Source organism: Kaistia adipata DSM 17808 (genome assembly GCF_000423225.1).
Taxonomy (GTDB): Bacteria; Pseudomonadota; Alphaproteobacteria; order Rhizobiales; family Kaistiaceae; genus Kaistia; species Kaistia adipata.
In genome coordinates, this window is the sequence record NZ_KE383992.1 from 560051 (window position 1) to 582006 (window position 21956).

Sequence of the window (21956 nt, forward strand, 5' to 3'; positions counted from 1 at the left end):
ATGGCTGCACGGCGAATTCTGGTCGTCGACGATGACGACCTGCTGCGCGAAAGTCTTGTCGAGCAATTGTCACTCTACGAAGAGTTCGAGCTCCTGGACGAGCCGACGGCGACCAAGGGCGTGCAGCGCGCCCGCGCCGAGCCGATCGACCTGCTGATCATGGACGTGACGCTGCCGGACATGGATGGCCGCGAGGCGGTCAAGCTCTTGCGCAAGGGCGGCTTCAAGGCGCCGATCATCATGCTGACGGGGCATGATTCCGAATCCGACACCATTCTCGGCCTCGAGGCCGGCGCCAACGACTATGTGACGAAGCCGTTCCGCTTCGCCGTCCTGCTCGCCCGCATCCGCGCGCAATTGCGCCAGTTCGAGCAGAGCGAGGACGCCACCTTCTCGATCGGCCGCTACACCTTCCGCCCCAGCGCCAAGCTGCTGCTCGACGAGCGCGGCCAGAAGATCCGGCTGACCGAGAAGGAAACCTCGATCTTGAAATTCCTCTATCGCGCCGGCGAAAAGGTGGTCGGGCGCGACGTGCTGCTGCACGAAGTCTGGGGATATAATTCAGGCGTCACGACGCACACGCTCGAAACCCATATCTATCGTCTCCGGCAGAAGATCGAACGCGAGCCCTCGATCGCGGAGCTTCTGGTGACGGAAGCCGGCGGCTACAAGCTGGTGCCATGACCGACCGACCGGTCATGCGGCTTCGATCGCGGCTCGAGGCAGGAATATCGGCGTGACGCTCGAACAGGACATCGCAAGGCTGTCGATGGTTCCGCTCTTCGCGGAGCTGGCGACGGATCATCTGCGCCTCATCGCCTTCAGCGCGACGCGACTGGAGCTGGCGGACGGACGGGTGCTGTTCCGCGCCGACGCGAAGGCGCTGTCCGGCTTCGTCGTGATGGCGGGCGAGATCGCGCTGTCGCGCGGCAGCGGCGACGACACCGTCGAGCTCGGCCGCTACGGCCCCGGCACGCTGCTCGGCGAATCGGCCCTGTTCGTGGAGACGCGGCGGCCGGCGACGGCGACGGCGGTCGGCGACACGCTGGTGGTCGAGATCGACCGCACGCTGATGCGGCGCATCCTGACCGAATTCCCCGACGTCGCGGCCCGCCTGCACGCGCAGATCGCCGACCGGCTGATCGAGACGGTCGGCGAGCTCGGCGCGCTCGAAAATCGCTTCGCGGGTCCGCCGCCGCGCTGATCGATCGTCAGACGGCGATCCTGGCGATCACCGGCACGTGGTCGGACGGCTTGTTCCAGCCGCGCGCCTCGGAGATCACCTCGATGCCCTGCAGCCGCGCGCGGAGCGGCGGCGTCACCCAGACATGGTCGAGCCGACGGCCGCGGTTCGCGGCCTGCCAGTCCTTCGCCCGGTAGCTCCACCAGGTGTAGAGCTTCTCGTCCATCGGCACGAACTGGCGCATGGCGTCGATCCAGCCGCCGGCCTCGCGCACCTCTTCCAGGAGCTTGGTCTCGACCGGCGTGTGGCTGACGACGTTCAGAAGCTGCTTGTGCGACCAGACGTCGTGCTCGTAGGGGGCGATGTTCAGATCGCCGACAAGGATCGCCGGGCCGCTGGTCTCGGCGCCGGTCAGCCAGCTCTTCATCTCGTTCAGGAAGCCGAGCTTGTGCTCGAACTTGTCGTTGATCGCGGGGTCCGGCTCGTCGCCGCCGGCCGGCACGTAGAAATTGTGCAGCGTGATCGGCAGGTCGCGGTCGGTCAGCGCGACCTGGATGTGGCGCGCATCCTCCTTGCCGTAGAAGCCGCGCCGCTTGGTCTCGATGAAGGGCCTGCGCGAGACGGTGGCGACGCCGTGATAGCCCTTCTGGCCGTGCACGGCCTGGTGGATGTAGCCGAGCTTCCTGAAGGCGGCGGAGGGGAAATTGTCCTCGATGCACTTGATCTCCTGCAGGCACAGCACGTCGGGCCGGTGCGCCTCGAGGAAATTGGTGACGAGATCGATCCGGAGACGGACCGAGTTGATGTTCCAGGTCGCAATGCTGAGGGTCATGCAGGATTCCGGCGGCAGGAGAGGGCGCCGGCCCGGCATACGGGATCGGGCTGCTTGTCGCCAAGCAAAATCGGCCTCGACCACGTGCCGATGCGGAAACCGGGCCGGAAATGCGAGAGCGGCACGGACTTCCTCCGCCGAGATCCGCTTCCCCCTGCCTCTCCCTGAGGAGGCTCTCGCGCAACCAAAGCCAGTGCTCTGCAGGTCTCGATATCCAACATCCTGAGGGCAAATCTGGATACCGGCGCCGTTCTGCGTGCTTCGAGACGGCCCTCCGGGCCTCCTCAGCATGTTGAGGGCGCTGTGGAGCGAATGTCTCCTTAGGGAGAGGTGAAGCGCGCGACCGGCATGGATCCCTGCTTTCGCAGGGATGACGGCGGAGGGCTGGGATGCAGCGGAGAGCGAGGCCGCTTTCCCGCCAGCGAATGTGTGGTGTCGGGGAGAGGAAACGGAGGCCCACAAAAGGAAACGCCCAGCTCCGGGGGGGAAGCTGGGCGTTGCGCTTTGCAGCGCCTTGCGCCCGTCTAGTGACGCGGCGCTCGCGGGACCATCTTCGGCGAGACGGGGGGCACTACCGATCGATGGAATGGCCCGCTGTTCCTATCAATTGGGGATGCCGGGCCGGGATTCAAGGACCCGTGCGACAATCCGGCATCACCCCCGATCACATCGGCGCGAGCCGCCCTAACGCAGCGATTTGTTGGGCAGGTAGTAGTCGATCTTGAAGTTCTTGGCATTGGCCGGCCGGCCGATCTCGACGTCGTAGACGGCGACCGAGGTGTCGAGCCCCTGCGCGTCGGTGACGACCCACTGGCGCAGCTCGTAGGTCTGGGTGTCGAAGATCAGCTTCAGGCTGCCGCCGCCGAACGCCGATTCCTGCTCCAGCACCAGCGAGATCAGATCGGGCTCCTCGATGATCTTGCGGACGATGTTCGACGAGGTCAGGTCGATCTTGTCGGCGAGCAGGTAGCGCAGCGGCGTGCGCTTCAGCGGATAGAGGTCCTGGGTGCGGAGCTTGTTGTCGCGGATCGCGACCTGGTTGCCGTCGCTGACGACGTCCATGCGGACCGGCGGGCTGTAGTTGAAGCGGATCTTGCCGGGGCGCGAGATGAAGAACACGCCCTCCGACTGCTCGCCGTTCGGGCCGAACTGGATGAAGCGGCCCTGCATGGTGCGGATCGCGTTGAAATAGGAATTGATCTTGGCCAGCGCCGCCTTCTGGTTGGCGTCGAAGGCGGCGTGCGCCTTGCCGGTCATCAGCGCCGGGCCGGTCGCGGCGGCCGCCGCGATGCCGGCCGACAGGGTCAGGAAGCGGCGTCGCGAGAAGCCCTTGTCCGTGTCGATCGTCACCTTGCACATCCTTCGCGTCGTGGGCCGGCCGGGCCGGCGTTGGAGGATGGGCGACGCGCCGCCCTCGGCGCGGCCGCCCGGCCTGCATCTAGGATCGCCGGATGGCGATTTCGGGGCGTCAGAAGCGCCCTTCCTCCTCGCCGCCGACCAGGATCTCGCGCTTGCCCGCATGGTTGGCGGGGCCGACGAGACCTTCCTGCTCCATCCGCTCGATCAGCGACGCGGCGCGGTTGTAGCCGATGGACAGGCGACGCTGGATATAACTGGTGGAGGCCTTGCGGTCGCGCAAGACCACGGCGACGGCCTTGTCGTAGAGGTCGTTCGACTCCTCGCTGCCGAGCACCGCCGACGGATCGCCGCCGCCCTCGTCCTCGCCGTCATCCTCGGTGATGGCGTCGAGATAGTCGGGCCGGCCTTGCAGCTTCAGGTGGTTGACGATCTTCTCGACCTCCTCGTCGGAGACGAAGGGGCCGTGCACGCGCTGGATGCGGCCGCCGCCGGCCATGTAGAGCATGTCGCCCTGGCCGAGCAGCTGCTCCGCGCCCTGCTCGCCGAGAATGGTGCGGCTGTCGATCTTCGAGGTGACCTGAAACGAGATGCGGGTCGGGAAGTTCGCCTTGATCGTGCCGGTGATGACGTCGACCGAGGGGCGCTGCGTCGCCATGATGACGTGGATGCCGGCGGCGCGCGCCATCTGGGCGAGGCGCTGCACGGTGCCCTCGATATCCTTGCCGGCGACCATCATCAGATCCGCCATCTCGTCGATGATGACGACGATGTAGGGGATCGGCTCGAGCGGCAGGTCCTCCTGCTCGTAGATCGCCTCGCCGGTCTGCTTGTCGAAGCCGGTCTGGATCGTGCGGGTCAGGATCTCGCCGCGCGCCTTGGCCTGGCCGACGCGGGCGTTGTAGCCGTCGATGTTGCGGACGCCGACCTTCGACATCTTGCGATAGCGGTCCTCCATCTCGCGCACGGTCCATTTGAGCGCGACGACGGCCTTCTTCGGATCTGTGACGACGGGCGTCAGGAGATGCGGGATGCCGTCATAGATGGAGAGTTCGAGCATCTTCGGGTCGATCATGATCAGGCGGCATTCGGCCGGCGTCAGCCGGTAGAGCAGCGACAGGATCATGGTGTTGATGGCGACCGACTTGCCGGAGCCGGTCGTGCCGGCGACGAGCAGGTGCGGCATGCGCGACAGGTCGACGACGACCGGCTCGCCGCCGATCGTCTTGCCGAGGCCGATCGGCAGGCGGGCCTTCGAGTGCTCGAAATCCTCGGCCGCCAGCATCTCGCGCAGGAACACCATCTCGCGCCGGGCGTTCGGCAGCTCGATGCCGATGGCGTTCTTGCCGGGAATGACGGCGACGCGGGCGGCGATGGCGCTCATCGAGCGGGCGATGTCGTCGGCAAGCCCGATGACGCGCGACGACTTGATACCGGGCGCCGGCTCGAGCTCGTAGAGCGTCACCACCGGGCCGGGGCGAACATGGATGATCTCGCCGCGAATGCCGAAATCGTCGAGCACGCCCTCGAGCACGCGGGCGTTCTGCTCGAGCGCCTCGGTGTTGAGCTTGGCGCGCGGATCGACGGCGCGCGGCGGGGTCAGGAAGTCGAGCGTCGGCAGCTCGAACACGTCGTCAGGGCCGCGTGTCGGCTGCGGCTCGCGCGCGGCGCGCTTCGCCGCCTTGCCGCGACCGGCGGCGCGGGCCGGCGCTGGCGCCGGGACCGGCGCGAGATCGTCGTCGTCGTCGCCATAATCGTCGAAATCGTCGGGCTCGGCGACGCGAACGCGGCCGCCGCCCGCCGCCGCCGCCGCCATGCGCGGCTCGACGCGGCCGGGGCGCGCCTCGGGCTCGGCCCGATGCGTCGGTTCGTCCTCGCCCTTGCGGCCGAACAGGCGGGCCAGATTGGCCTTGGCGGAATAGCCGAAATGGGCGAGCGCGCCGAGCGGCACGGCCAGGAAGCTGGTGCGCTCCTCGTCCTCGCCGAGCAGGTCGTCGGCGTCGAAGCGCTCTTCCTGGCGCGGGCGCTTGGGCGCCGCGGCGCGGGGCGTCTCGCGCGCCTGGGCGTTCTCGGTGGCGCGGCTGAGGCGGAGGAAGCCGGTCGCGTTCAGGAACAGGACCAGCGCGATGACGGCGTAGAGGGCGCCGGCGACCAGCATGGCGTCGCGCTCGACCGGCGAGCCAACGACCAGCGCCGGCAGGCGGCCGAGGATGTCGCCGACGACGCCGCCCATGCCGGTCGGCAGCGGCCATTTCGCCGTGACGGGGACATAGGAGAGGACGGCGGCGGCGAAGGCGCTGCTGCCGATCCAGGAGAGCAGCATGGTCTTGGCGAAGGGGCGGCCGCCGAACAGGCCGCGCCAGCCCCAGATGACGGCCGGCAGCAGCAGCACGGCGACGGCGAGGCCGAAGAACTGCATCAGGAGGTCGGCGATGATCGCGCCCGGCAGGCCGAGCGCGTTGGCCGGGATCTTGTCGACCGCGTAGGACAATGAGGGATCGTCGACCGCCCAGGTGGCCAGGGCGGTGGCGATGGCGGCGGTGCCGGCGATGAGCGCCAGTCCCGCGAGCAGCCGGACATGGCGGCGGAGGAGGCGGCGGAGGCCGTCATCGTCGTCGGACGGCATGGGCAGCGAGGCCGATCGTGTCGAACGCATTATCCGGTCATGTCCTTTGCGCCTCTAGAGCCGACCCGCGTTCCATCGAAACGCCGATCGGCTCCAACTCTTTGTCTTGATTGCGCTTTCTTCACGCAAACCGGTATCCATTCCGCTCGAAAACGCTTCTAGCCGAGAACACGCGCCATGCGGGTCAGCGCTTCCTGGGTGGTCGCGAGATCCTGCACCATGGCGACGCGGATGTAGGGGGTGCCCGGGTTGGAGCCGTCGGGGCGGGGCAGGCACAGATAGGCGCCGGGGATGGTCCGGACGCCGGCCTCGCGCCAGAGGCGCACGGCCGCCGCCTCGCCGTCGCCGACGTCGAGCCAGAGGAAGAAGCCGCCGTCCGGCGTGCGGGCGCGGATCTTGGGACCCAGCGTCGCGGTGGCGGCTGCGTATTTGGCGTTGTAGAGCGCGCGGTTCTCGGCGACGTGGCTCTCGTCCTCATAGGCGGCGATCGCGACCGCCTGGATCGGCCCCGGCACCTGCGGCGCGGCGATGTTGCGGAAGCGCATCCAGGCCGCGAGGAACTCCGGGTCGCCGGCGACGAAGCCGCAGCGCAGCCCCGGCAGGTTGGAGCGCTTGGAAAGCGAGTGGAAGGTCAGGATGTTGCCGACGCCGGCGCCGAGGCGGTCGGCCGCCTGCAGCACGCCCGGCGGCGGCGTTTCCCGGTAGATCTCGGAATAGCACTCGTCGGCGAAGACCATGAAGTCGAAGCGGCGCGCGGTCTCGATCACCCGCGTCCAGTCTTCCAGCGTCGCGACGTCGCCCTGCGGCGCGGTCGGCGAGGCGATGTAGAGGGCGACGGTGCGGGCCAGCACGGCCTCGGGAATGGCGTCGAGATCGGGGATCGAGCGCTGGTCGGCGCCGTCGTCGAGCAGCACGATCTCGGCGCCCGCCAGTTCCGCGCCGGCGGCATAGGCCTGGTAGAACGGATTGGGCAGCAGCACGACCGGGTTCTCGACATCTCCCTTGCGCTGGCGGGCGGCGAGCGCGGCCAGCGCCAGGCCCTCGCGCGAGCCGTTCAGCGGCAGCACCATGCGCTCCGGATCGATCCCGGCGACGAGCCCGTAGCGGCGGTCGAGCCAGCGCGCGACCGTGGCGCGGAAGGCGTCCGTGCCGCGGATGGGCGGGTAGCGACCGAACAGCGCGATGTTCTCCGCGATCACCGGCGCGACGAAGGGCGGCACCGGATGCTGCGGCTCGCCGATCGTCAGGTTGATCGGGGCGAGGCCAGGATCGATGCCGGCCAGCGTGTCGTTGAGGCGGGCGAAGGGAGAGGAAGCTTTCCGGGCGCTCGTCGGGCCGAGCATGACGCCGATCCTTGTGTTCGAAGAGGGTGAATTCGACCCTAGAGGGCCGTTGGTTAAGTTGGCTTTAACCATCCCGGACGTGCGGCGAAAAAAAGACCCCGGCGGCGGGCCGGGGTCTCGTTGGCTCTGGAAGGTGTTTTGATTGGTGGGTCGGCGCCCGGGGGGAGGAGGCCCGGGCGCCGGCCGGGACTAGCCGTGATAGGCGCGCTCGCCGTGCTCGGTGATGTCGAGGCCCTCGCTCTCGACTTCCTTGCGGACGCGCAGGCCGACGATCACGTCGACGATCTTGAACAGGATCGCCGAGCCGATGCCCGACCAGGCGAGGGTGAACAGAACGCCCTCGATCTGGACCCAGAGCTGGTGGCCCATCTGGTAGCCCTCGATGCCGACGCCGCCGAGCGACGGGCTGACGAGGATGCCGGTGGCGATCGCGCCGACGATGCCGCCGACGCCGTGGATGCCGAAGACATCCAGGCTGTCGTCGTAGCCGAGGCTGTTCTTCACCGTGGTGACGAAGAAGAAGCAGATGATCGAGGCGACGAAGCCGAGGACGATCGCGCCGACCGGGCCGATGAAGCCGGCGGCCGGGGTGACCGCGACCAGGCCGGCGACGACGCCGGAGATGGCGCCCAGCATGGAGGGCTTGCCGCGGACGATCCACTCGACCAGCGACCAGCCGATGGCGGCCGCCGCCGTGGCGACGAAGGTGTTGACGGTGGCGAGGCCCGCGACGGCGCCGGCCGAGAGCGCCGAGCCGGCGTTGAAGCCGAACCAGCCGACCCACAGCAGGGCGGCGCCGACCATGGAGAGCGTCAGCGAATGGGGCGGCATCAGGTCCTTGCCGAGGCCGCTGCGCTTGCCGACCAGGATGGCGCCGACGAGGCCCGCGACACCGGCGTTGATGTGGACGACCGTGCCGCCGGCGAAATCAAGCGCGCCGCGCTGGAACAGCCAGCCGGTCGACTGCCAGACCGAGTGGGCGACGGGGATGTAGACGACGGTGATCCAGAGCACCATGAACAGCATCACGGCCGCGAACTTCATGCGTTCGGCGAAGGCGCCGACGATGAGGGCGGCGGTGATGGCCGCGAAGGTCATCTGGAAGGAGAGGAAGACATATTCCGGGATCGTGCCGGAGAGCGTGTCCGGCTTGACGCCGGCGAGGAAGGCCTTGGACAGGCCGCCGATCAGCGCGCCGCCGTCGGTGAAGGTCAGGCTGTAGCCGTAGAAGACCCAGATGATCATCGCGACGCAGGCGGTGAGCAGGACCTGCATCAGCACCGACAGCATGTTCTTGGCGCGCACCAGGCCACCGTAGAACAGCGCGACGCCGGGCACGATCATCGCCAGCACCAGCACGGTCGAGATCAGCATCCAGGCGGTGTCGCCGGAGTTCAGCGTCGGTGCGGCGGCGGCGACGGCCGCTTCCGCCGCCTCGACCGCCGGTTCGGTCGCGTCCTGGGCCAGGGCGGCGACGGTCGACGCCAGGAGCGCGCCCCCCATGCCGACAAGGGAAAGAGCATTTCGAAGCTTCATGGAACCTCTCCTTACCGCCGAGCTCTGCTTCGGCTGCCGGTCGGGGCGCGTCGCCCGCGTCGCGGCGGTTGTTCGGTATGATGTCGGGTCCGGGGCCTGCGCCGTCCGGCGCGGGCCGTCCGGGCTAGAGGGCGTCCGCGTCGGTCTCGCCGGTGCGGATGCGCACCGCCTGCTCGATCTGGTAGACGAAGATCTTGCCGTCGCCGATCTGGCCGGTCTTGGCGGCGCTGGCGATGGCCTCGACCACCGCGTCGACCGCTTCCGAGGCCACGGCGACCTCGACCTTCAGCTTCGGCAGGAAGCTGACGGCGTATTCGGCGCCGCGATAGATCTCGGTATGGCCCTTCTGGCGGCCATAGCCCTTCACTTCCGTCACCGTCAGGCCCTGGACGCCGATCGCCGTCAGGGCGTCGCGCACCTCGTCCAGCTTGAACGGTTTGATTATCGCCATCACGATTTGCATGTGTTCCGATTCCCGTCTTCTCAGGCAGCTATGGAACCGCAAGGCTGGCGTCGGGCTGGCCGTGCGGCGGCGTTCGCTGACAAGGCTCATTCAAGTGCCGTGCCAAGTGCCGTCGGGTGGTCGGAAAAAAATGCGGTCCGCGCAAAAACGCGTCAGCAGGCCCGGCGCGATCGGCGGCAATGCCGCGATCTCGCCGCAATATCTGCCTGATTGGTAATCAGATCGCGCGCGGTGCCTAATTCTTAGGCGGATCTTCCCGGGTCAGCGCCAGGGAATTGGGCGTCGAGGCGTCGACCGGGCGGACCAGCCCTTCCTGCGCCACCGAGGCGACGAGGACGCCGCGGCGGTCGAACAGGCTGCCGCGGTTGAAGCCGCGCGCGCCGGAGGCGGAGGGGCTGTCCTCCACATAGAGCAGCCAGTCGTCCATGCGGAACGGCCGGTGGAACCACATGGCGTGGTCGAGGCTCGCCACCTGCAGCGCCGGGTCGAAGGCCGAGCGGCCATGCGCGAGCAGGGTGGTGTCGAGCAGCGTCAGGTCGGACGCATAGGCGAGCACGCAGCTGTTCAGCACCGGGTCGTCGCCGATCGAGGTCTTGGCGCGGATCCAGATCGCCTGGCCGTGCCGGGGCTCGGCCCGGCGCAGGAAGCCGGCGAGATCGACCGGGCGCAGCTCGATCGGCCTGAGCCGCTCCCAGTAGCGGCGGACGCCGGCCGGCGCGCCTTCGAGCAGCTTGTCGGCCAGCAGGCCGTCGACCGGCAGGTCCTCCGGCGCCGGCACGTCCGGCATGGTGATCTGGTGCTCGAGGCCTTCCTCGCGGATGTGGAACGAGGCGGACATGACGAAGATCGGCTTGCCGTGCTGGATCGCGACGACGCGCCGCGTCGAGAAGCTGCCGCCGTCGCGGACCCGCTCGACCTCGTAGACGATCGGCAGGGCCGGATCGCCGGTGCGCAGGAAATAGCAGTGCAGCGAGTGCACGAAGCGGTCGCTGACGGTTCGCGAAGCCGCCACCAGGGCCTGGCCGATGACCTGGCCGCCGAAAACGCGCTGCCAGCCGGGATCGAAGCTGCGACCCCGGAACAGATTGTGTTCCAGAGGCTCCAGATCGAGTATCGAGAGAAGGTCGTCGATCATGTCTCAGCGGGTTTCTTGCGGGCGGGGCGGCGGAAGAGACTGTTGGTGTTGCTGCCGATGCGGGTTCGAGTCAAGCGCTAGTCGCGCGTTCGACCCCGCGTCGGACGGACTGCCGGAAGGGACGGAACGAGATGGACAAGCGCGCGCACGAGGATGTCGTCATCGACGTGCTGATCGCCGGCGGTGGCTATGTCGGCCTGTGCACGGCGCTGGCCCTGAAGCAGGGCGCGCCGTCGCTGTCGGTGGCCGTCGTCGATCCCGCGCCGGCCGGCGCCGGCTCGCGCGACGGCCGCGCCTCGGCCATCGCGGCGGCGGCGAAGCGCATGCTGGAGCAGCTCGGCATCTGGGAGAAGATCGCGGCGACGAGCCAGCCGATCACCGAGATGATCGTCACCGACAGCAAGCTGCGCGACGCGGTGCGGCCGGTGTTCCTGACCTTTTCCGGCTCGGTCGGCGATGGCGAGCCCTTCGCTCACATGGTGCCGAACGGCGCCATGGTCGGCGCGCTGGCGGAAGCCGCCGCTTCGGCCGGCGTCGAGCTGATCGCCAGCGAATCGGTCGTCGATTTCATCACCCATCCGTCGCATGTCTCGGCCCGGCTCGCCGGCGGTGCGACGATCCGGGCGCGACTGCTGGTCGCCGCCGACGGCGCCAAGTCGCGCCTGCGCGATCTCGCCGGCATCCGCACCGTCGGCTGGTCCTACGGCCAGTCGGGCATCGTCACCACGGTCCAGCACGAGCGCCCGCACCATGGCCGCGCGGTCGAGCACTTCCTGCCCGCCGGGCCGTTCGCCATCCTGCCGCTGCCGGGCAACCGCTCGTCTCTGGTCTGGTCGGAGAGCACGGAGAGCGCCGACCGGCTGGTCAAGGCGGATGATTTCACCTTCCAGCTCGAGCTCGAGCGCCGCTTCGGCCATCAGCTCGGGGCGATCGAGCCGATCGGCACCCGCCGCGCCTATCCGATCGGGCTGAAGCTCGCCCGCGCCTTCGTCAAGCCGCGCGTGGCGCTGGTCGGCGACGCCGCGCACGCCATCCACCCGATCGCCGGCCAGGGCCTCAATCTCGGCTTCAAGGACGCCGCGGCGCTGGCCGAGACGGTGGTCGAGGCGGCGCGCCTCGGCCTCGATCCCGGCGCGCTCGACATCCTCGAGCGCTATGAGCGCTGGCGCCGCTTCGACACGGTGCAGATGGGCGTCATGACCGACGCGCTGACGCGGCTGTTCTCGAACGACAATGCGGCGCTGCGGATCGTCCGCGACGTCGGCCTCGGGCTGGTCGACCGGCTGCCGCGCCTGAAGGAGAGCTTCATCGGCACGGCGTCCGATGTCGGCTCGTCCGGGCCGCGCCTGCTGCGCGGCGAGGCGATCTGAGAACCGACCCGGCTAGGGTCCGTACTCGATTGGAAATGCGGCAGCGTTGGGCCAAAATCCCGCGCCGGCAGGAGCCGACCACAGCCGATGGCTGCCCATCGGCGCGGATCGGCGACACACCGGCGCGGGATTTTCGCCCAACCCGGAGGGCTTGATGGAAACCGGGCCATTTCGGCGTCGCTGCCGGCTCGTTGGGTGAGGCCCAACGTCGCCGACATCTCCTGGAACTGATCCCGTTTCCATCAAGCGCTGCCTCGTTTCCAATTGAGTACGGACCCTAGGCAGCCTCCACCATCTGGCCTGCCGAAACGACGGCGGAACAGTGGCCGAGCACGACTTGCCAGCGCCCATCCTCGGAGTGCCAAACGCGCGAATAGGCGAAGGTACCGCTGAATGGCTGGCCGGCATATTCGCCCGATATCGCGGTGGTCAGGCAGACGATCGCGGTATCGCCAAACCTTCGGATGATGCGCTCGCCCTGTTCCGAGAGCGTGGTGATCGCCAGCAGACCGGATCGATGCGTGGCGATATCATCCGCCTTGGTAAGGCGCGCGCCGTCCTGATTGATGAAAACCAGCCCATCGCTCAGCAGGCGATCCAGCTGCGCCACGTCACTATGCAGCATGGCGTCGCGCAGCTGCTGTTCGCAGTGCTCTATCTCGGCAAAATCTTCCACGATCATCCTCCCGTCTGAGCGAGTGCGGAGTCTCGCTTGGAGCCCCGGGCCGCGTCAACGATTCGTCCACGCCGCCCAGACGCCCGCTTTCCGGCGGAGCCGGGCCTCGAAGGAAGGACCAGGGAACACCGAGTGCCACGCTGGATCCTCCTTCGAGGCTTCGCTGGTGCGAAGCACCTCAGGAGGATGGCGGAGCCGGTCGGACGATCTGGAAGGTCAGGACGGGAATCGATCCCGGATCGCGCGATGCGCGTCCGGGATGACCGAAATGCGGGGGATGCCCGTCCCTCAGAACGGCCGCGCCTCGTCGGGCAGCAGGATCGGGATGCCGTCGCGGATCGGATAGGCGAGCCGCGCGGCGTGGCTGATCAGCTCCTGGCGCTCGGCATCGTATTCGAGCGTCGTCTTGGTCAGCGGGCAGACGAGCAGCTCCAGAAGGCGGCTGTCGATGCGGCTGGCGGGGCGCTCGACCGACATGGCGCCCCCTATTGCAGCTGCGACGGCGCGCCGCCCGGGCGCCGCGCCAGCGACACCTCGGTCAGCGCGATCAGCGTCTCGGAGCGCGTCTTCAGGTCCGGCGCCTCGAGCAGGGCCTGCTTCTCCGCCATGCCGTACGGGCTCATCATCGAGAGCGCGTTGACGAGCGTCTCGTTCGACGCCTTCTCGATGCTGTCCCAGTCCGCCTCCAGATGGTTGGCGTCGAGATAGAGACGGAAGGTGTCGAGCAGATGCGTGCGGTCGACGGTGTCGGAGCCGGCGTCCTCGATGAAGTCGGTGTCGAAGCCCGCCGCGGTGACGCGGGCGCGGCGGAAGCCGGATTCCGGCTCCACCTCCTCGACGATGCGGAAGCGGCTGATGCCGGTCAGGCAGATCATGTAGCGGCCGTCGCCGGTCTCGGCATAGGAGGTGATCCGCCCGGCGCAGCCGATGGCGAACACCTCGCCGACCTCGTCCTCGTCCGATTCCGGGGCGGCGAGCGGCTGCACCATGCCGATGATGCGGTCGCCCGCCATGGCGTGGTCGATCATCGCCAGATAGCGCGGCTCGAAGATGTTGAGCGGCATCTGGCCACGCGGCAGCAGCAGCGCTTCCGGCAGCGGGAACAGCGGGATCAGATCGGGGAGATCTTCCGGGCCTTCATAGGTGGCGATGCCTACCTGCATGCAACTCGCCTTCAGGAAAACAGCAGAGAGGAAAGGCGGCGACGGCCATAGAGCGTCGCCTCGTCCGTCGGCCCCCAGGCCTCGAAGAACTGCACGAGCTGCTTGCGGGCCTTATCATCCTCCCAACTGCGATTCAGGCGGAAAATGTCAAGGAGCTGGTCGGCGGCGTCCTCGCGCTGGTCCTTGGCGTTCAGCAGCAGCGCCAGATCGAAGCGGGCGTCGTAATCCTTCGGATCCTTCTCGATCCGCGCGCGCAGCTCGCCTTCCTCGCCGAGGTCGGCGGCCTGGTCGGCGAGCGCGATCTGCGCCTTCAGCGCCGTCACGGCCGGATCGTTGGCCTTGTCGTCGGGCAGCGATTCGAGCAGCTCCTTCGCCGCGTCGACATTGCCGGTCGCGACGTCACAGCGGATCAGGCCGACGAGGGCGCGGAACGTGTCCGGCTCGGCGGCGAGGATGGCGGCGTAGAGCTCGGCCGCCTCGGCGAACTGGCCCTGCTCGACCAGCGCGTCCGCCTCGCCGAGCGCGGCCTCGAGCTCGGGACCGCCGGCCGGGCCGGCGACGCGCTCGATGAACTCCTTGATCTGGCCCTCGGGCAGCGCGCCCATGAAGCCGTCGACCGGGCGGCCGTCGACGAAGGCGATGACGGCGGGGATCGACTGGATGCCGAGCTGGCCGGCGATCTGCGGATGGTCGTCGATGTTCATCTTGACCAGCTTGACCGTGCCGCGCGCGTTCTGGACGACCTTCTCGATCACCGGCGTCAGCTGCTTGCACGGGCCGCACCAGGGCGCCCAGAAATCGACAAGCACCGGCTGGCGGCGCGATTCCTCCAGCACGTCCTTGGCGAAGGCGTTGGTCGTCGTGTCCTTGATCAGCGCGTCGGCGCCATTGGCCGACGGCGCGGCGGCGTCGCCAAGGCTGAAGCTCTGCTGGTTCATGTGGATTGCCTCAATCGTCTCGGGGCCGGCGCGTGCCGACTTGTCGGGGAGAAGATGGCGCTTCGAAGCCGGTTTTACAAATCCGGACTGGCGGGGACGGCCGAAAAGTCGAGGAGCATCGGCTCGTGCCCGGTGGCGCGGAGGAAGGCGAGGAGGTCGGCGGGGGCGATCGTCGTCGTCGCGGTGTTGACGAGCGGGTGGAAATTGACCGGTTCGTCGCCGGCGAGGCGGGCGTCGAGCACGACGCGGATGCGGCCCTCGGGATCGTTGATCAGGCCGAAGGGCGTCACCGAGCCCGGCGTCACGCCGATGAGCTCCAGCATCAGCTCGGCCGGGCCGAAGGAGAGCCGGCCGGAGGCACCGATGCGCTCGTGCAGCTTCTTCAGGTCGATCGCCGCATCCTCCTCGGCGACGACGAGGAAGAGCGCGCCCTTCTTGTCCTTCAGGAAGAGGTTCTTGCTGTGCAGGCCGGCGATCGTGCCGCGCAGGCCCTGCGACTGCTCGACCGTGAAGAGTGGGGGATGTTCGACCGTCACCGTCTCGATGCCGAGATCGGCGAATGTGCGGTAGAGGTCGTCTTGCGTGGCCGGCACCTTGCCCTCGATGTCCCTGTTGCGAGCCGCAGATGAAGCATGCCGGGCTCGGTGCCGCAAGCGCGGTGGCCGGCGCCGCGGGCAAAGAAAAGCCCGGCGCGGGGCCGGGCTTTTCCGTGGTCTCGGGGAAACCGATCAGAACTTGAAGTTCAGGCCGGCCGTGACCGACGAACCGGTGGCGCCGCCGCTGACCGCCGGCACGAGGTTGCCGATGTCGTCCTCGCCGAGGTCGACATAGTTGTATTCGAGCTTGGCGGTGATGTTGTTGGTGAAGGCGTATTCGACGCCGGCGCCGGCCGTCCAGCCGACGTTCCACTGGCTCTCGTCGGCGAACTTGACGTCGCCATAGGCGACACCGCCCTTGGCGTAGACCAGGAACTTGTCCCAGGCGTAGCCGCCGCGCACGGTCGTCTTGCCGAGCCATTCGAGATCGGCGACGTCGGACAGCGACGAATAGGCGATGTCGGTCTCGACGCCGATCACCCAGTGGTCGATCTGGTAGTTGTAGCCGGCCTGGGCGCCGACGAGGCCGCCGGTGCCGCCGAGGCCGTCCAGGTCGCCGGTGAAATCGCCGAACAGCGCGCCGCCATGCACACCGACATAGAAGCCGGTCCAGTCGAAGGCGGCCTCGGTGACGATGGGCTCGACCGGAGCCGGGGCCGGCTCATAGGTCAGATCGGCCGCCGAGGCGGCGCCGGAAAGGGCGAGGAGCGCCGCGCCGGCGAGGAGAAACTTCTTCATTGGGGTAACCTCAAGCAAAGCGGATCCGGACAAGACGCGCCCGGTCCCGGTTTCTCAGCCACCCCTGACTTGAGCCTCGCCGGCCGGGGTAGCATGGCCGCTTCCGGCTTGGCGACCCCGGATGGCGGCGGCGCGTTCGAAACTCCGGAATCGCGGGGCGAGTGCGGTAAAAAGGTCTCGCATCGTGGCGGTCCGGTGGCGGCTTTCGGGCTCAAATCGGATCGAAAAAACCCTCTTGCAATCGATTCCGGCTTCGGTCATAAGGTGCCCACGCCGGCGACGCCGGACGGATGCGGGTGTAGCTCAGGGGTAGAGCATAACCTTGCCAAGGTTAGGGTCGAGCGTTCGAATCGCTTCACCCGCTCCAATACTTCCGGTCACCCACCGGATGTTCAAAAAGGGCCACGGTCTTCCGTGGCCCTTTTGCTTTTCCCGGCCTGCTTGCTTGTCATTCCCGCGGCGACCATTGTTTCCAGACGGATTTTTCGTCGCGAAGTCGGCGTCGCGCCCGCCGGTTGGGGCGGTTTTCCTGCGCCGGGTTCGGTTTTTCACAGGCCCGTCGCGACGCGGTGGGGTGGCCGCGTCGCGCGCTTGCAATGGACCAAGGCTTGCGTCATAAGGTGCGCATGCCGGCGCGCCGGACAGGATGCGGGTGTAGCTCAGGGGTAGAGCATAACCTTGCCAAGGTTAGGGTCGAGCGTTCGAATCGCTTCACCCGCTCCAATCTTCCGGTCACCCACCGGACATCAAAAAAGGCCACGGTTTCCGTGGCCTTTTTGCGTTTCTGGCATCTGAATTTGCGCGCGAACGACGCCGTGCCCCGCCTCAGTGCGTCAGGATGCGGTGCAGGACGTTCTTCATGTGGCGCTGCAGCGCCTCGACCGCGGCGCCGGCGTCGCGACGCGACAGCGCGTCGACCACCTCGATATGCTCCTGCATCGACCGAACCGTGTTGCTGGGGCCGACAGCGTCCGGGTTTAGCAGGCGCAGCAGGTACATCTTCTGCGAATTGCGCGCATAGTTGATGCTGATCTGGTCGTTGGCGAAGGCTTCAATGAAGCTGCCGTGAAAATCGGCTTCGAGCACCGTCACCGGACCGGCATAGATCAGCGGATCCGGGTTCAGCTTGACGAACTCGATGATCTCCCGGTGCTCGGACAGCATCCGGCTGGTCCAGTCGGCCGTCACCGTCTCGGCGAAGCGGCGCAGCCCCTCGCATTCGAGGATCTCGCGATACTGGAACGTATTGCCGACAAATCGGACGTCTGGATAGAAGATCGTCAGGCCGACGCGCTTCTTGACCTGGATCAGCCCCTCGGCCTCGAGCAGCACCGTCAGCTCGCGCACGCGCGACAGCGTCAGCCCCAGCACCTGGCAGAGCTCGTCCTGGGTGATGGTCTGTCCGAGCTTCAGCCGCCCGTCGATCAGGGCCGCGAAAAAGGCCTGGGAACCGGGATTTTCCATACCCCCATTCATGAATGAAGCGCTCCTCGTGAAGGCCCACCACTAGCCGCTCGCCGCATTGGTGTCACGTGGCATTTGGGCGCTCACCGGATTGACAGAACAATTAATGGCCACATAGGATATGTGATATCGGCTATTAAATATATTTAATAGGCATATCGGATCGAGTTATGCGCTGCGGCCTGCCGCGGGGCGCGGCTCGGTGCGCGTCTGGGGAGGAGACGGAATGACGGTTGAGCACGGGATGCGCGCCTGGACGCGCCGCCATGTCATGGCCGCGGCGTCGGTCGTGGCGCTCGCGATTGCCGCCGGCGGCGCGCCGGCGCTGGCGCAGGACAAGCCCTTCGCCGGCACCAAGCTGACCTTCTGGGGCGGCCTGATCTTTTCGGAAGCGGCGAACAAGCTGCTGGTCGAGGCCGTCGAGGCCTGGGGCGAGGCGAACGGCGTCGAGACCGACGTCGTGATGATCAACCAGAACGAGATGGTGCAGAAGCTGTCGGCGGCGGTCGAATCGAAGACCCTGCCGGACGCCGTCGATCTCAGTCTCGAACTGCTGCTCGTGCTGTCGCGCCAGGGCGTCTTCGTCCCGCTCGACGATGTCTACGAGGCGGTCGGCAAGGCGCAGGGCGGCTGGTACGAGGCGGTCGACAAGGCGAGCGACACCAGCGCCGTCGCCAGCGGCCGGACAGGCCTGCCGTTCGGCGTCACCGGCAATCTGCTGCTCCGCCGCACCGACCTTCTCGGCGCCGCCGGCTTCGACAAGGCGCCGGCGACCTGGGACGAACTGGTCGCGCAGTCGGCGGCGGTGACCGAGGCGCCGGTCTCCGGCCTCGGCCTCGCGCTGTCGAATGTCGGCGACGGCAATGTGCAGGTCTCGGTGATGCAGTCGTTCGGCGGCCGGATCGCCGACGACACCGGCAAGACGGTGACAATCAAGTCGGACGCGACCCGCGCCTACCTGACCTGGCTCAAGAACGCCTGGGACAAGGGCGTGTTCCCGCCCGGCAACGCCACCTGGGACGGCGCCGGCGACAACCAGGCCTATCTCTCCGGCCAGGCCGCCTTCATCGCCAATACCGGCTCGGTCGGCCTCGCCGCCAAGAGCCAGGATCCCGAGCTCTACGAGACGACGGGCTATTCGCCGCTGCCGGCCGGCTCGGTCGGGACGATCTCGCCGATCATGCTGCAGATGCGGGCGATTCCCGCCGCCAGTAAGAACCAGGCGGCGGCCAAGGCCCTGCTCGCCCATCTCTCCGAGCCAGCCTTCACCAGCGCCTACTACGCCTCCGCGATCTATGGCCCGGTGCTCCAGGCCGAGGCCAAGTTGCCGGCCTTCGACGGCAGCGATCCCATCCATGCCGGCCTGCTCGACCTCGTGAAGAACGGCTCGGCGCCGGGCTATCCCGACGTCTACAACGCCGCCTTCGCCGACGCGTTCTCCAACTTCATCATTCCGAAGATGGCGCAGCGCGTCGTCATCGACGGCTGGGATTTCGACAAGGCGATGGACGAGGCCCAGACGCAGGCCCAGGCGATCTACGACAAGTACTGAGCCGCTGCCATTCCCCGGCCGGCGGCAGCCTTGCCGCCGGCGCCGCCCTGGCGAGATATCATGTCCTCATCCGCTGAACCGCAGGCCGCGCCGCGCGCCGGGCGCTGGCTCACCGCCAGCCGCCGCATGCACCTCTTCGCCTATGCGCTGGTGCTGCCGGCGATCGCGCTCATCCTCGGCCTCGTCGCCTATCCCTTTCTCTACGCCATCTATGTCGCCTTCACCGACCGCATGGTCGGCAGCGCGGGCAACTGGGTGGGCTTCGCCAATTTCCGCTATCTTGCCGGGACGGCGGTGTTCTCCAGCGCGATCTGGAACACGGTCGTCCTGGTGGTGGTGACCGACATCCTCAAGCTGCTGATCGGGCTCGGGCTGGCGCTTCTCGTCAACCAGCATCTGCCCGGTCGCGGCCTGTTCCGCGCCTTCCTGATGCTGCCCTGGGCGATGCCGGCCTTCGTCGCCTTCCTGACCTGGCGCGTCCTCTACCAGCCGATCGGCGGCGGGCTGAACCTGATCCTGACCCAGACCGGGATCTATCCGCATGTCATCGACTGGCTCGGCAAGCGCGAGACGGCCATGCCGTCGGTGATCCTGGCCTCGGTCTGGCGCGGCTTCCCGTTCTGGTTCATCAGCATCCTCGCCGCGCTGCAGTCGATCCCGAAGGACCTGTACGAGGCGGCGCGCGTCGACGGCGCCAATGCGTGGCAGCGCTTCTGGATGGTGACGTTCCCCGGCATCCGCCAGGTGCTGATCGTCACGACGCTGCTCTCCTCGATCTGGACCGCCAATGCCTTCGAGCATGTCTGGCTGCTGACCCAGGGCGGTCCGTCCGACGCCACCATGGTGTTCCCGGTGCTCGCCTATTTCGGCATGCAGACCCAGCGCATCGGCGAGGCGGCCGCCGTCTCCGTCGCCATGCTGCCGGTTCTCGCCATCCTGGTGATCATCGCCACCTCGATGCTGCAGAAGGACGAGGACTGATGGAACAGGCCCTGCGCAATCCCGTCCGCCGGCCCGAGGCGCGCAAGGCGGTGCTGACCGACCGGCAACGCTTCTGGATCGGCCGCGGCCTGACCTATCTCTGCCTGGTCGTCGCCGTGATCGTGATCGTCTTCCCGATCTACTGGATGGTGATCACCTCGCTGAAGCTGCCGCGCGAGATCTACCGCATGCCGTCGCTCTGGCCGCGGGTGTTCACGCTCGAGAATTTCCGCGTCCTGCTGGTCGACAAGGATTTCCTGCGGCCGATCCTGAACAGCCTGATCGTCTCGACCGCCGTGACCGTGATCTCGGTGCTGATCTCGTCCTGCGCGGCCTATTCGATGGTGCGCTTCCGCTACCGCTTCAAGGGGCTGATCGGGCGCATCATCCTGTTCGCCTATCTGACGCCGACCTCGCTCTTGTTCATCCCGCTGTCGATCCTGATGGCGCGGATGAATCTCGGCAATTCGCTGCACGGGCTGATCCTCGTCTACCTGACCTTCTCGCTGCCGCTCAGCACCTGGCTGCTGCAGGGCTATTTCCGCGGCGTGCCGCGCGAGCTGGAAGAGCAGGGCATGATCGACGGCTTGAGCCGGTTCGGCGCGCTGCTGCGCATCGTGCTGCCCTTGTCGGCACCCGGCATCGCCGCCGTCTCGATCTTCACCTTCACCGGCGCCTGGAACGAACTGCTGTTGGCGCTGGTGCTGGTGACGTCGGAAAGCCAGCGCACGACGCCGCTCGCGCTCAACTACCTGATCACCAGCGACGTGCTGCCCTGGGGGCCGCTGATGGCGGGCGCCGTGCTGTCGTCGGTGCCGCTGATGATCCTCTACTTCATCGCCCAGCACTTCATGGTGCAGGGCCTCACCGCCGGTTCCGTCAAGGGCTGAGCTGGCGACCGCTCTCCATCGTTCAATTCATCCGGGAAGGACAACCAGTATGACGATCCGCGTTGCCGTCGGGCAATTCAACGAACTCACCGACGAGAAGCTGCGCTTCGCCGCCCAGATCGGTGCCAGCGGCATCCAGATGAACACGCCCAAGCTGCCGGGCGAGCATCGCTGGGAAGAGGCCGATCTGCGCGCGCTGGTCGAGAAGACCGAGGCGGCCGGCCTCAAGCTCGAGGCGATCGAGAATGTGCCGGTGCACTTCTACCACAAGGCGATGCTCGGCCTGCCGGGCCGCGACGAGCAGATCGAGAACTACTGCGCCACCATCCGCGCCGTCGGTGCCGCCGGCATTCCGGTGCTCGGCTACCACTTCATGCCCAATTCGGTCTGGCGCACCGAACGTTCGGCGCCGGGACGCGGCGGCGCCGGCAACACCCAGTTCGACATGGCCGTCGTCGACGCGGCCGGGTCGATCGAGGAGCTGCGCGCCTTCCTGCCGACCTCGCTCGGCCACCAGAGCGCCATGCCGCTGGCCGAGCCCGGCACGGTGCTGATCGACGAAGAGACGATGTGGGCCAACTACACCTATTTCATGGAGGCCGTGCTGCCGGTGGCCGAGGCGGCCGGCGTCAAGCTGGCGCTGCACCCGGACGATCCGCCGGTGCCGATGCTCGGCGGCGTCGCCCGGCTGTTCTACCGGCCGGAGAACTTCAAGCGCGCCTATGAGATCAGCAAGGGCAGCGCTGCCTGGGGTCTCGATCTCTGCCTCGGCTGCTGCTCGGAAATGCCGGGTGGCAAGGACGCCGTGCGCGAGATGATCGAGTTCTTCGCGCCGAAGGGCCGCATCATCTACATCCATTTCCGCGACGTGCAGGGCACGGTTCCGAACTTCATCGAGTGCTTCATCGGCGAGGGCAATTTCGATCCCGGCGAGGTGATGGCGCTCCTGATGCAGAACGGCTTCGACGGCTTCCTGCTCGACGACCACGTGCCGCAGATGGACGGCGACACGGCGTGGAACCATCGCGGCCGCGCCCATGCCATCGGCTACATGCAGGGCCTGATCCGCATGGCCCAGCACCTCAAGGCCGCCTGAGGCGGCCGCACCGAGAGG

Annotated in this window: 21 protein-coding genes and 2 tRNA genes; 9 read left to right on the forward strand and 14 right to left on the reverse strand. The window is 67.6% G+C overall.

Translation table 11 applies throughout. The annotated features are described in order from the left end of the window. On the forward strand, nucleotides 1-684 hold the full coding sequence (locus G539_RS0122885) for a response regulator transcription factor (RefSeq protein WP_029077276.1): 684 nt from the start codon (nucleotides 1-3) through the stop codon (nucleotides 682-684). A gap of 52 nt (nucleotides 685-736) precedes the next feature. After that, the gene (locus G539_RS0122890) at nucleotides 737-1204 is read left to right on the forward strand and encodes a cyclic nucleotide-binding domain-containing protein (protein WP_035832303.1); all 468 of its coding nucleotides are present in this window, start codon (nucleotides 737-739) and stop codon (nucleotides 1202-1204) included. Nucleotides 1205-1211: 7 nt separating this feature from the next. Here G539_RS0122890 and xth read toward each other — a convergent pair whose 3' ends face one another. The 7 genes from xth to tesB all read right to left on the reverse strand — a co-directional run bounded on the left by xth (nucleotide 1212) and on the right by tesB (nucleotide 10474). After that, entirely contained in the window at nucleotides 1212-2015 is an 804-nt protein-coding gene (gene xth / locus G539_RS0122895; protein WP_029077278.1) for an exodeoxyribonuclease III, read from the reverse strand. A 684-nt stretch (nucleotides 2016-2699) separates the two neighbouring features. Further along, the gene (locus tag G539_RS0122900) at nucleotides 2700-3365 is read right to left on the reverse strand and encodes a LolA family protein (RefSeq protein WP_245576951.1); all 666 of its coding nucleotides are present in this window, start codon (nucleotides 3363-3365) and stop codon (nucleotides 2700-2702) included. A gap of 118 nt (nucleotides 3366-3483) precedes the next feature. Continuing rightward, the gene (locus G539_RS0122905) at nucleotides 3484-6027 is read right to left on the reverse strand and encodes an FtsK/SpoIIIE family DNA translocase (RefSeq protein WP_029077280.1); all 2544 of its coding nucleotides are present in this window, start codon (nucleotides 6025-6027) and stop codon (nucleotides 3484-3486) included. Nucleotides 6028-6155: 128 nt separating this feature from the next. After that, the gene (locus G539_RS0122910; protein WP_029077281.1) at nucleotides 6156-7340 is read right to left on the reverse strand and encodes an aminotransferase class I/II-fold pyridoxal phosphate-dependent enzyme; all 1185 of its coding nucleotides are present in this window, start codon (nucleotides 7338-7340) and stop codon (nucleotides 6156-6158) included. Between the two features lie 189 nt (nucleotides 7341-7529). Further along, nucleotides 7530-8876, reverse strand: a complete 1347-nt coding sequence (locus tag G539_RS0122915) for an ammonium transporter (protein WP_029077282.1) — start codon at nucleotides 8874-8876, stop codon at nucleotides 7530-7532. Nucleotides 8877-9000: 124 nt separating this feature from the next. After that, nucleotides 9001-9339, reverse strand: a complete 339-nt coding sequence (locus G539_RS0122920) for a P-II family nitrogen regulator (protein ID WP_029077283.1) — start codon at nucleotides 9337-9339, stop codon at nucleotides 9001-9003. 235 nt (nucleotides 9340-9574) lie between these two features. Next, nucleotides 9575-10474 (reverse strand): acyl-CoA thioesterase II, encoded by a 900-nt coding sequence (gene tesB, locus G539_RS0122925; RefSeq protein WP_029077284.1) that lies wholly within the window; start codon nucleotides 10472-10474, stop codon nucleotides 9575-9577. A 131-nt stretch (nucleotides 10475-10605) separates the two neighbouring features. Here tesB and G539_RS0122930 point away from each other — a divergent pair, with 131 nt between their 5' ends. Next, on the forward strand, nucleotides 10606-11844 hold the full coding sequence (locus tag G539_RS0122930) for a ubiquinone biosynthesis hydroxylase (protein ID WP_029077285.1): 1239 nt from the start codon (nucleotides 10606-10608) through the stop codon (nucleotides 11842-11844). A gap of 277 nt (nucleotides 11845-12121) precedes the next feature. Here the strand turns inward: G539_RS0122930 and G539_RS0122935 are convergent, their stop codons facing one another. The 6 genes from G539_RS0122935 to G539_RS0122960 form a co-directional block, all read right to left on the reverse strand. Beyond that, complete coding sequence (locus G539_RS0122935; RefSeq protein ID WP_035832471.1) at nucleotides 12122-12520, reverse strand: nuclear transport factor 2 family protein; 399 nt, start codon at nucleotides 12518-12520, stop codon at nucleotides 12122-12124. Nucleotides 12521-12808: 288 nt separating this feature from the next. Then, entirely contained in the window at nucleotides 12809-12997 is a 189-nt protein-coding gene (locus G539_RS0122940) for a Trm112 family protein (protein ID WP_029077287.1), read from the reverse strand. An 8-nt stretch (nucleotides 12998-13005) separates the two neighbouring features. Then, nucleotides 13006-13683 carry an LON peptidase substrate-binding domain-containing protein gene (locus tag G539_RS0122945; protein WP_035832307.1) on the reverse strand — a complete coding sequence of 226 codons (678 nt, stop codon included), beginning with the start codon at nucleotides 13681-13683 and terminating at the stop codon, nucleotides 13006-13008. An 11-nt stretch (nucleotides 13684-13694) separates the two neighbouring features. After that, nucleotides 13695-14621 (reverse strand): thioredoxin, encoded by a 927-nt coding sequence (gene trxA / locus G539_RS0122950; RefSeq protein ID WP_035832309.1) that lies wholly within the window; start codon nucleotides 14619-14621, stop codon nucleotides 13695-13697. A 74-nt stretch (nucleotides 14622-14695) separates the two neighbouring features. After that, on the reverse strand, nucleotides 14696-15214 hold the full coding sequence (locus G539_RS0122955) for a prolyl-tRNA synthetase associated domain-containing protein (protein WP_029077289.1): 519 nt from the start codon (nucleotides 15212-15214) through the stop codon (nucleotides 14696-14698). Between the two features lie 135 nt (nucleotides 15215-15349). Beyond that, nucleotides 15350-15955, reverse strand: a complete 606-nt coding sequence (locus tag G539_RS0122960; RefSeq protein WP_029077290.1) for an outer membrane protein — start codon at nucleotides 15953-15955, stop codon at nucleotides 15350-15352. 292 nt (nucleotides 15956-16247) lie between these two features. Between G539_RS0122960 and G539_RS0122965 the strand changes: the two genes are divergently transcribed. Then, a tRNA-Gly gene (locus G539_RS0122965) sits at nucleotides 16248-16322 on the forward strand. A 281-nt stretch (nucleotides 16323-16603) separates the two neighbouring features. After that, a tRNA-Gly gene (locus tag G539_RS0122970) sits at nucleotides 16604-16678 on the forward strand. A 102-nt stretch (nucleotides 16679-16780) separates the two neighbouring features. Here the strand turns inward: G539_RS0122970 and G539_RS0122975 are convergent. Further along, nucleotides 16781-17431 (reverse strand): GntR family transcriptional regulator, encoded by a 651-nt coding sequence (locus tag G539_RS0122975; protein ID WP_084640200.1) that lies wholly within the window; start codon nucleotides 17429-17431, stop codon nucleotides 16781-16783. A 214-nt stretch (nucleotides 17432-17645) separates the two neighbouring features. On the opposite strand from G539_RS0122975, the gene G539_RS0122980 reads away from it, so the two are divergent. The 4 genes from G539_RS0122980 to G539_RS0122995 are packed head-to-tail and all read left to right on the forward strand — an operon-like array spanning nucleotide 17646 to nucleotide 21938. Beyond that, nucleotides 17646-18971, forward strand: coding sequence for an ABC transporter substrate-binding protein (locus tag G539_RS0122980; RefSeq protein ID WP_084640202.1), 1326 nt, complete (start codon nucleotides 17646-17648; stop codon nucleotides 18969-18971). A 60-nt stretch (nucleotides 18972-19031) separates the two neighbouring features. After that, on the forward strand, nucleotides 19032-19952 hold the full coding sequence (locus G539_RS25925) for a carbohydrate ABC transporter permease (RefSeq protein ID WP_051231955.1): 921 nt from the start codon (nucleotides 19032-19034) through the stop codon (nucleotides 19950-19952). Beyond that, a complete protein-coding gene (locus G539_RS0122990; RefSeq protein ID WP_051231956.1) occupies nucleotides 19952-20842 on the forward strand; it encodes a carbohydrate ABC transporter permease in 891 nt (296 codons plus the stop codon). Before G539_RS25925 ends, G539_RS0122990 begins: the two co-directional genes overlap by 1 nt. Nucleotides 20843-20891: 49 nt before the next feature. Next, a complete protein-coding gene (locus G539_RS0122995) occupies nucleotides 20892-21938 on the forward strand; it encodes a mannonate dehydratase (RefSeq protein WP_051231957.1) in 1047 nt (348 codons plus the stop codon). Nucleotides 21939-21956 lie beyond the last annotated feature (18 nt).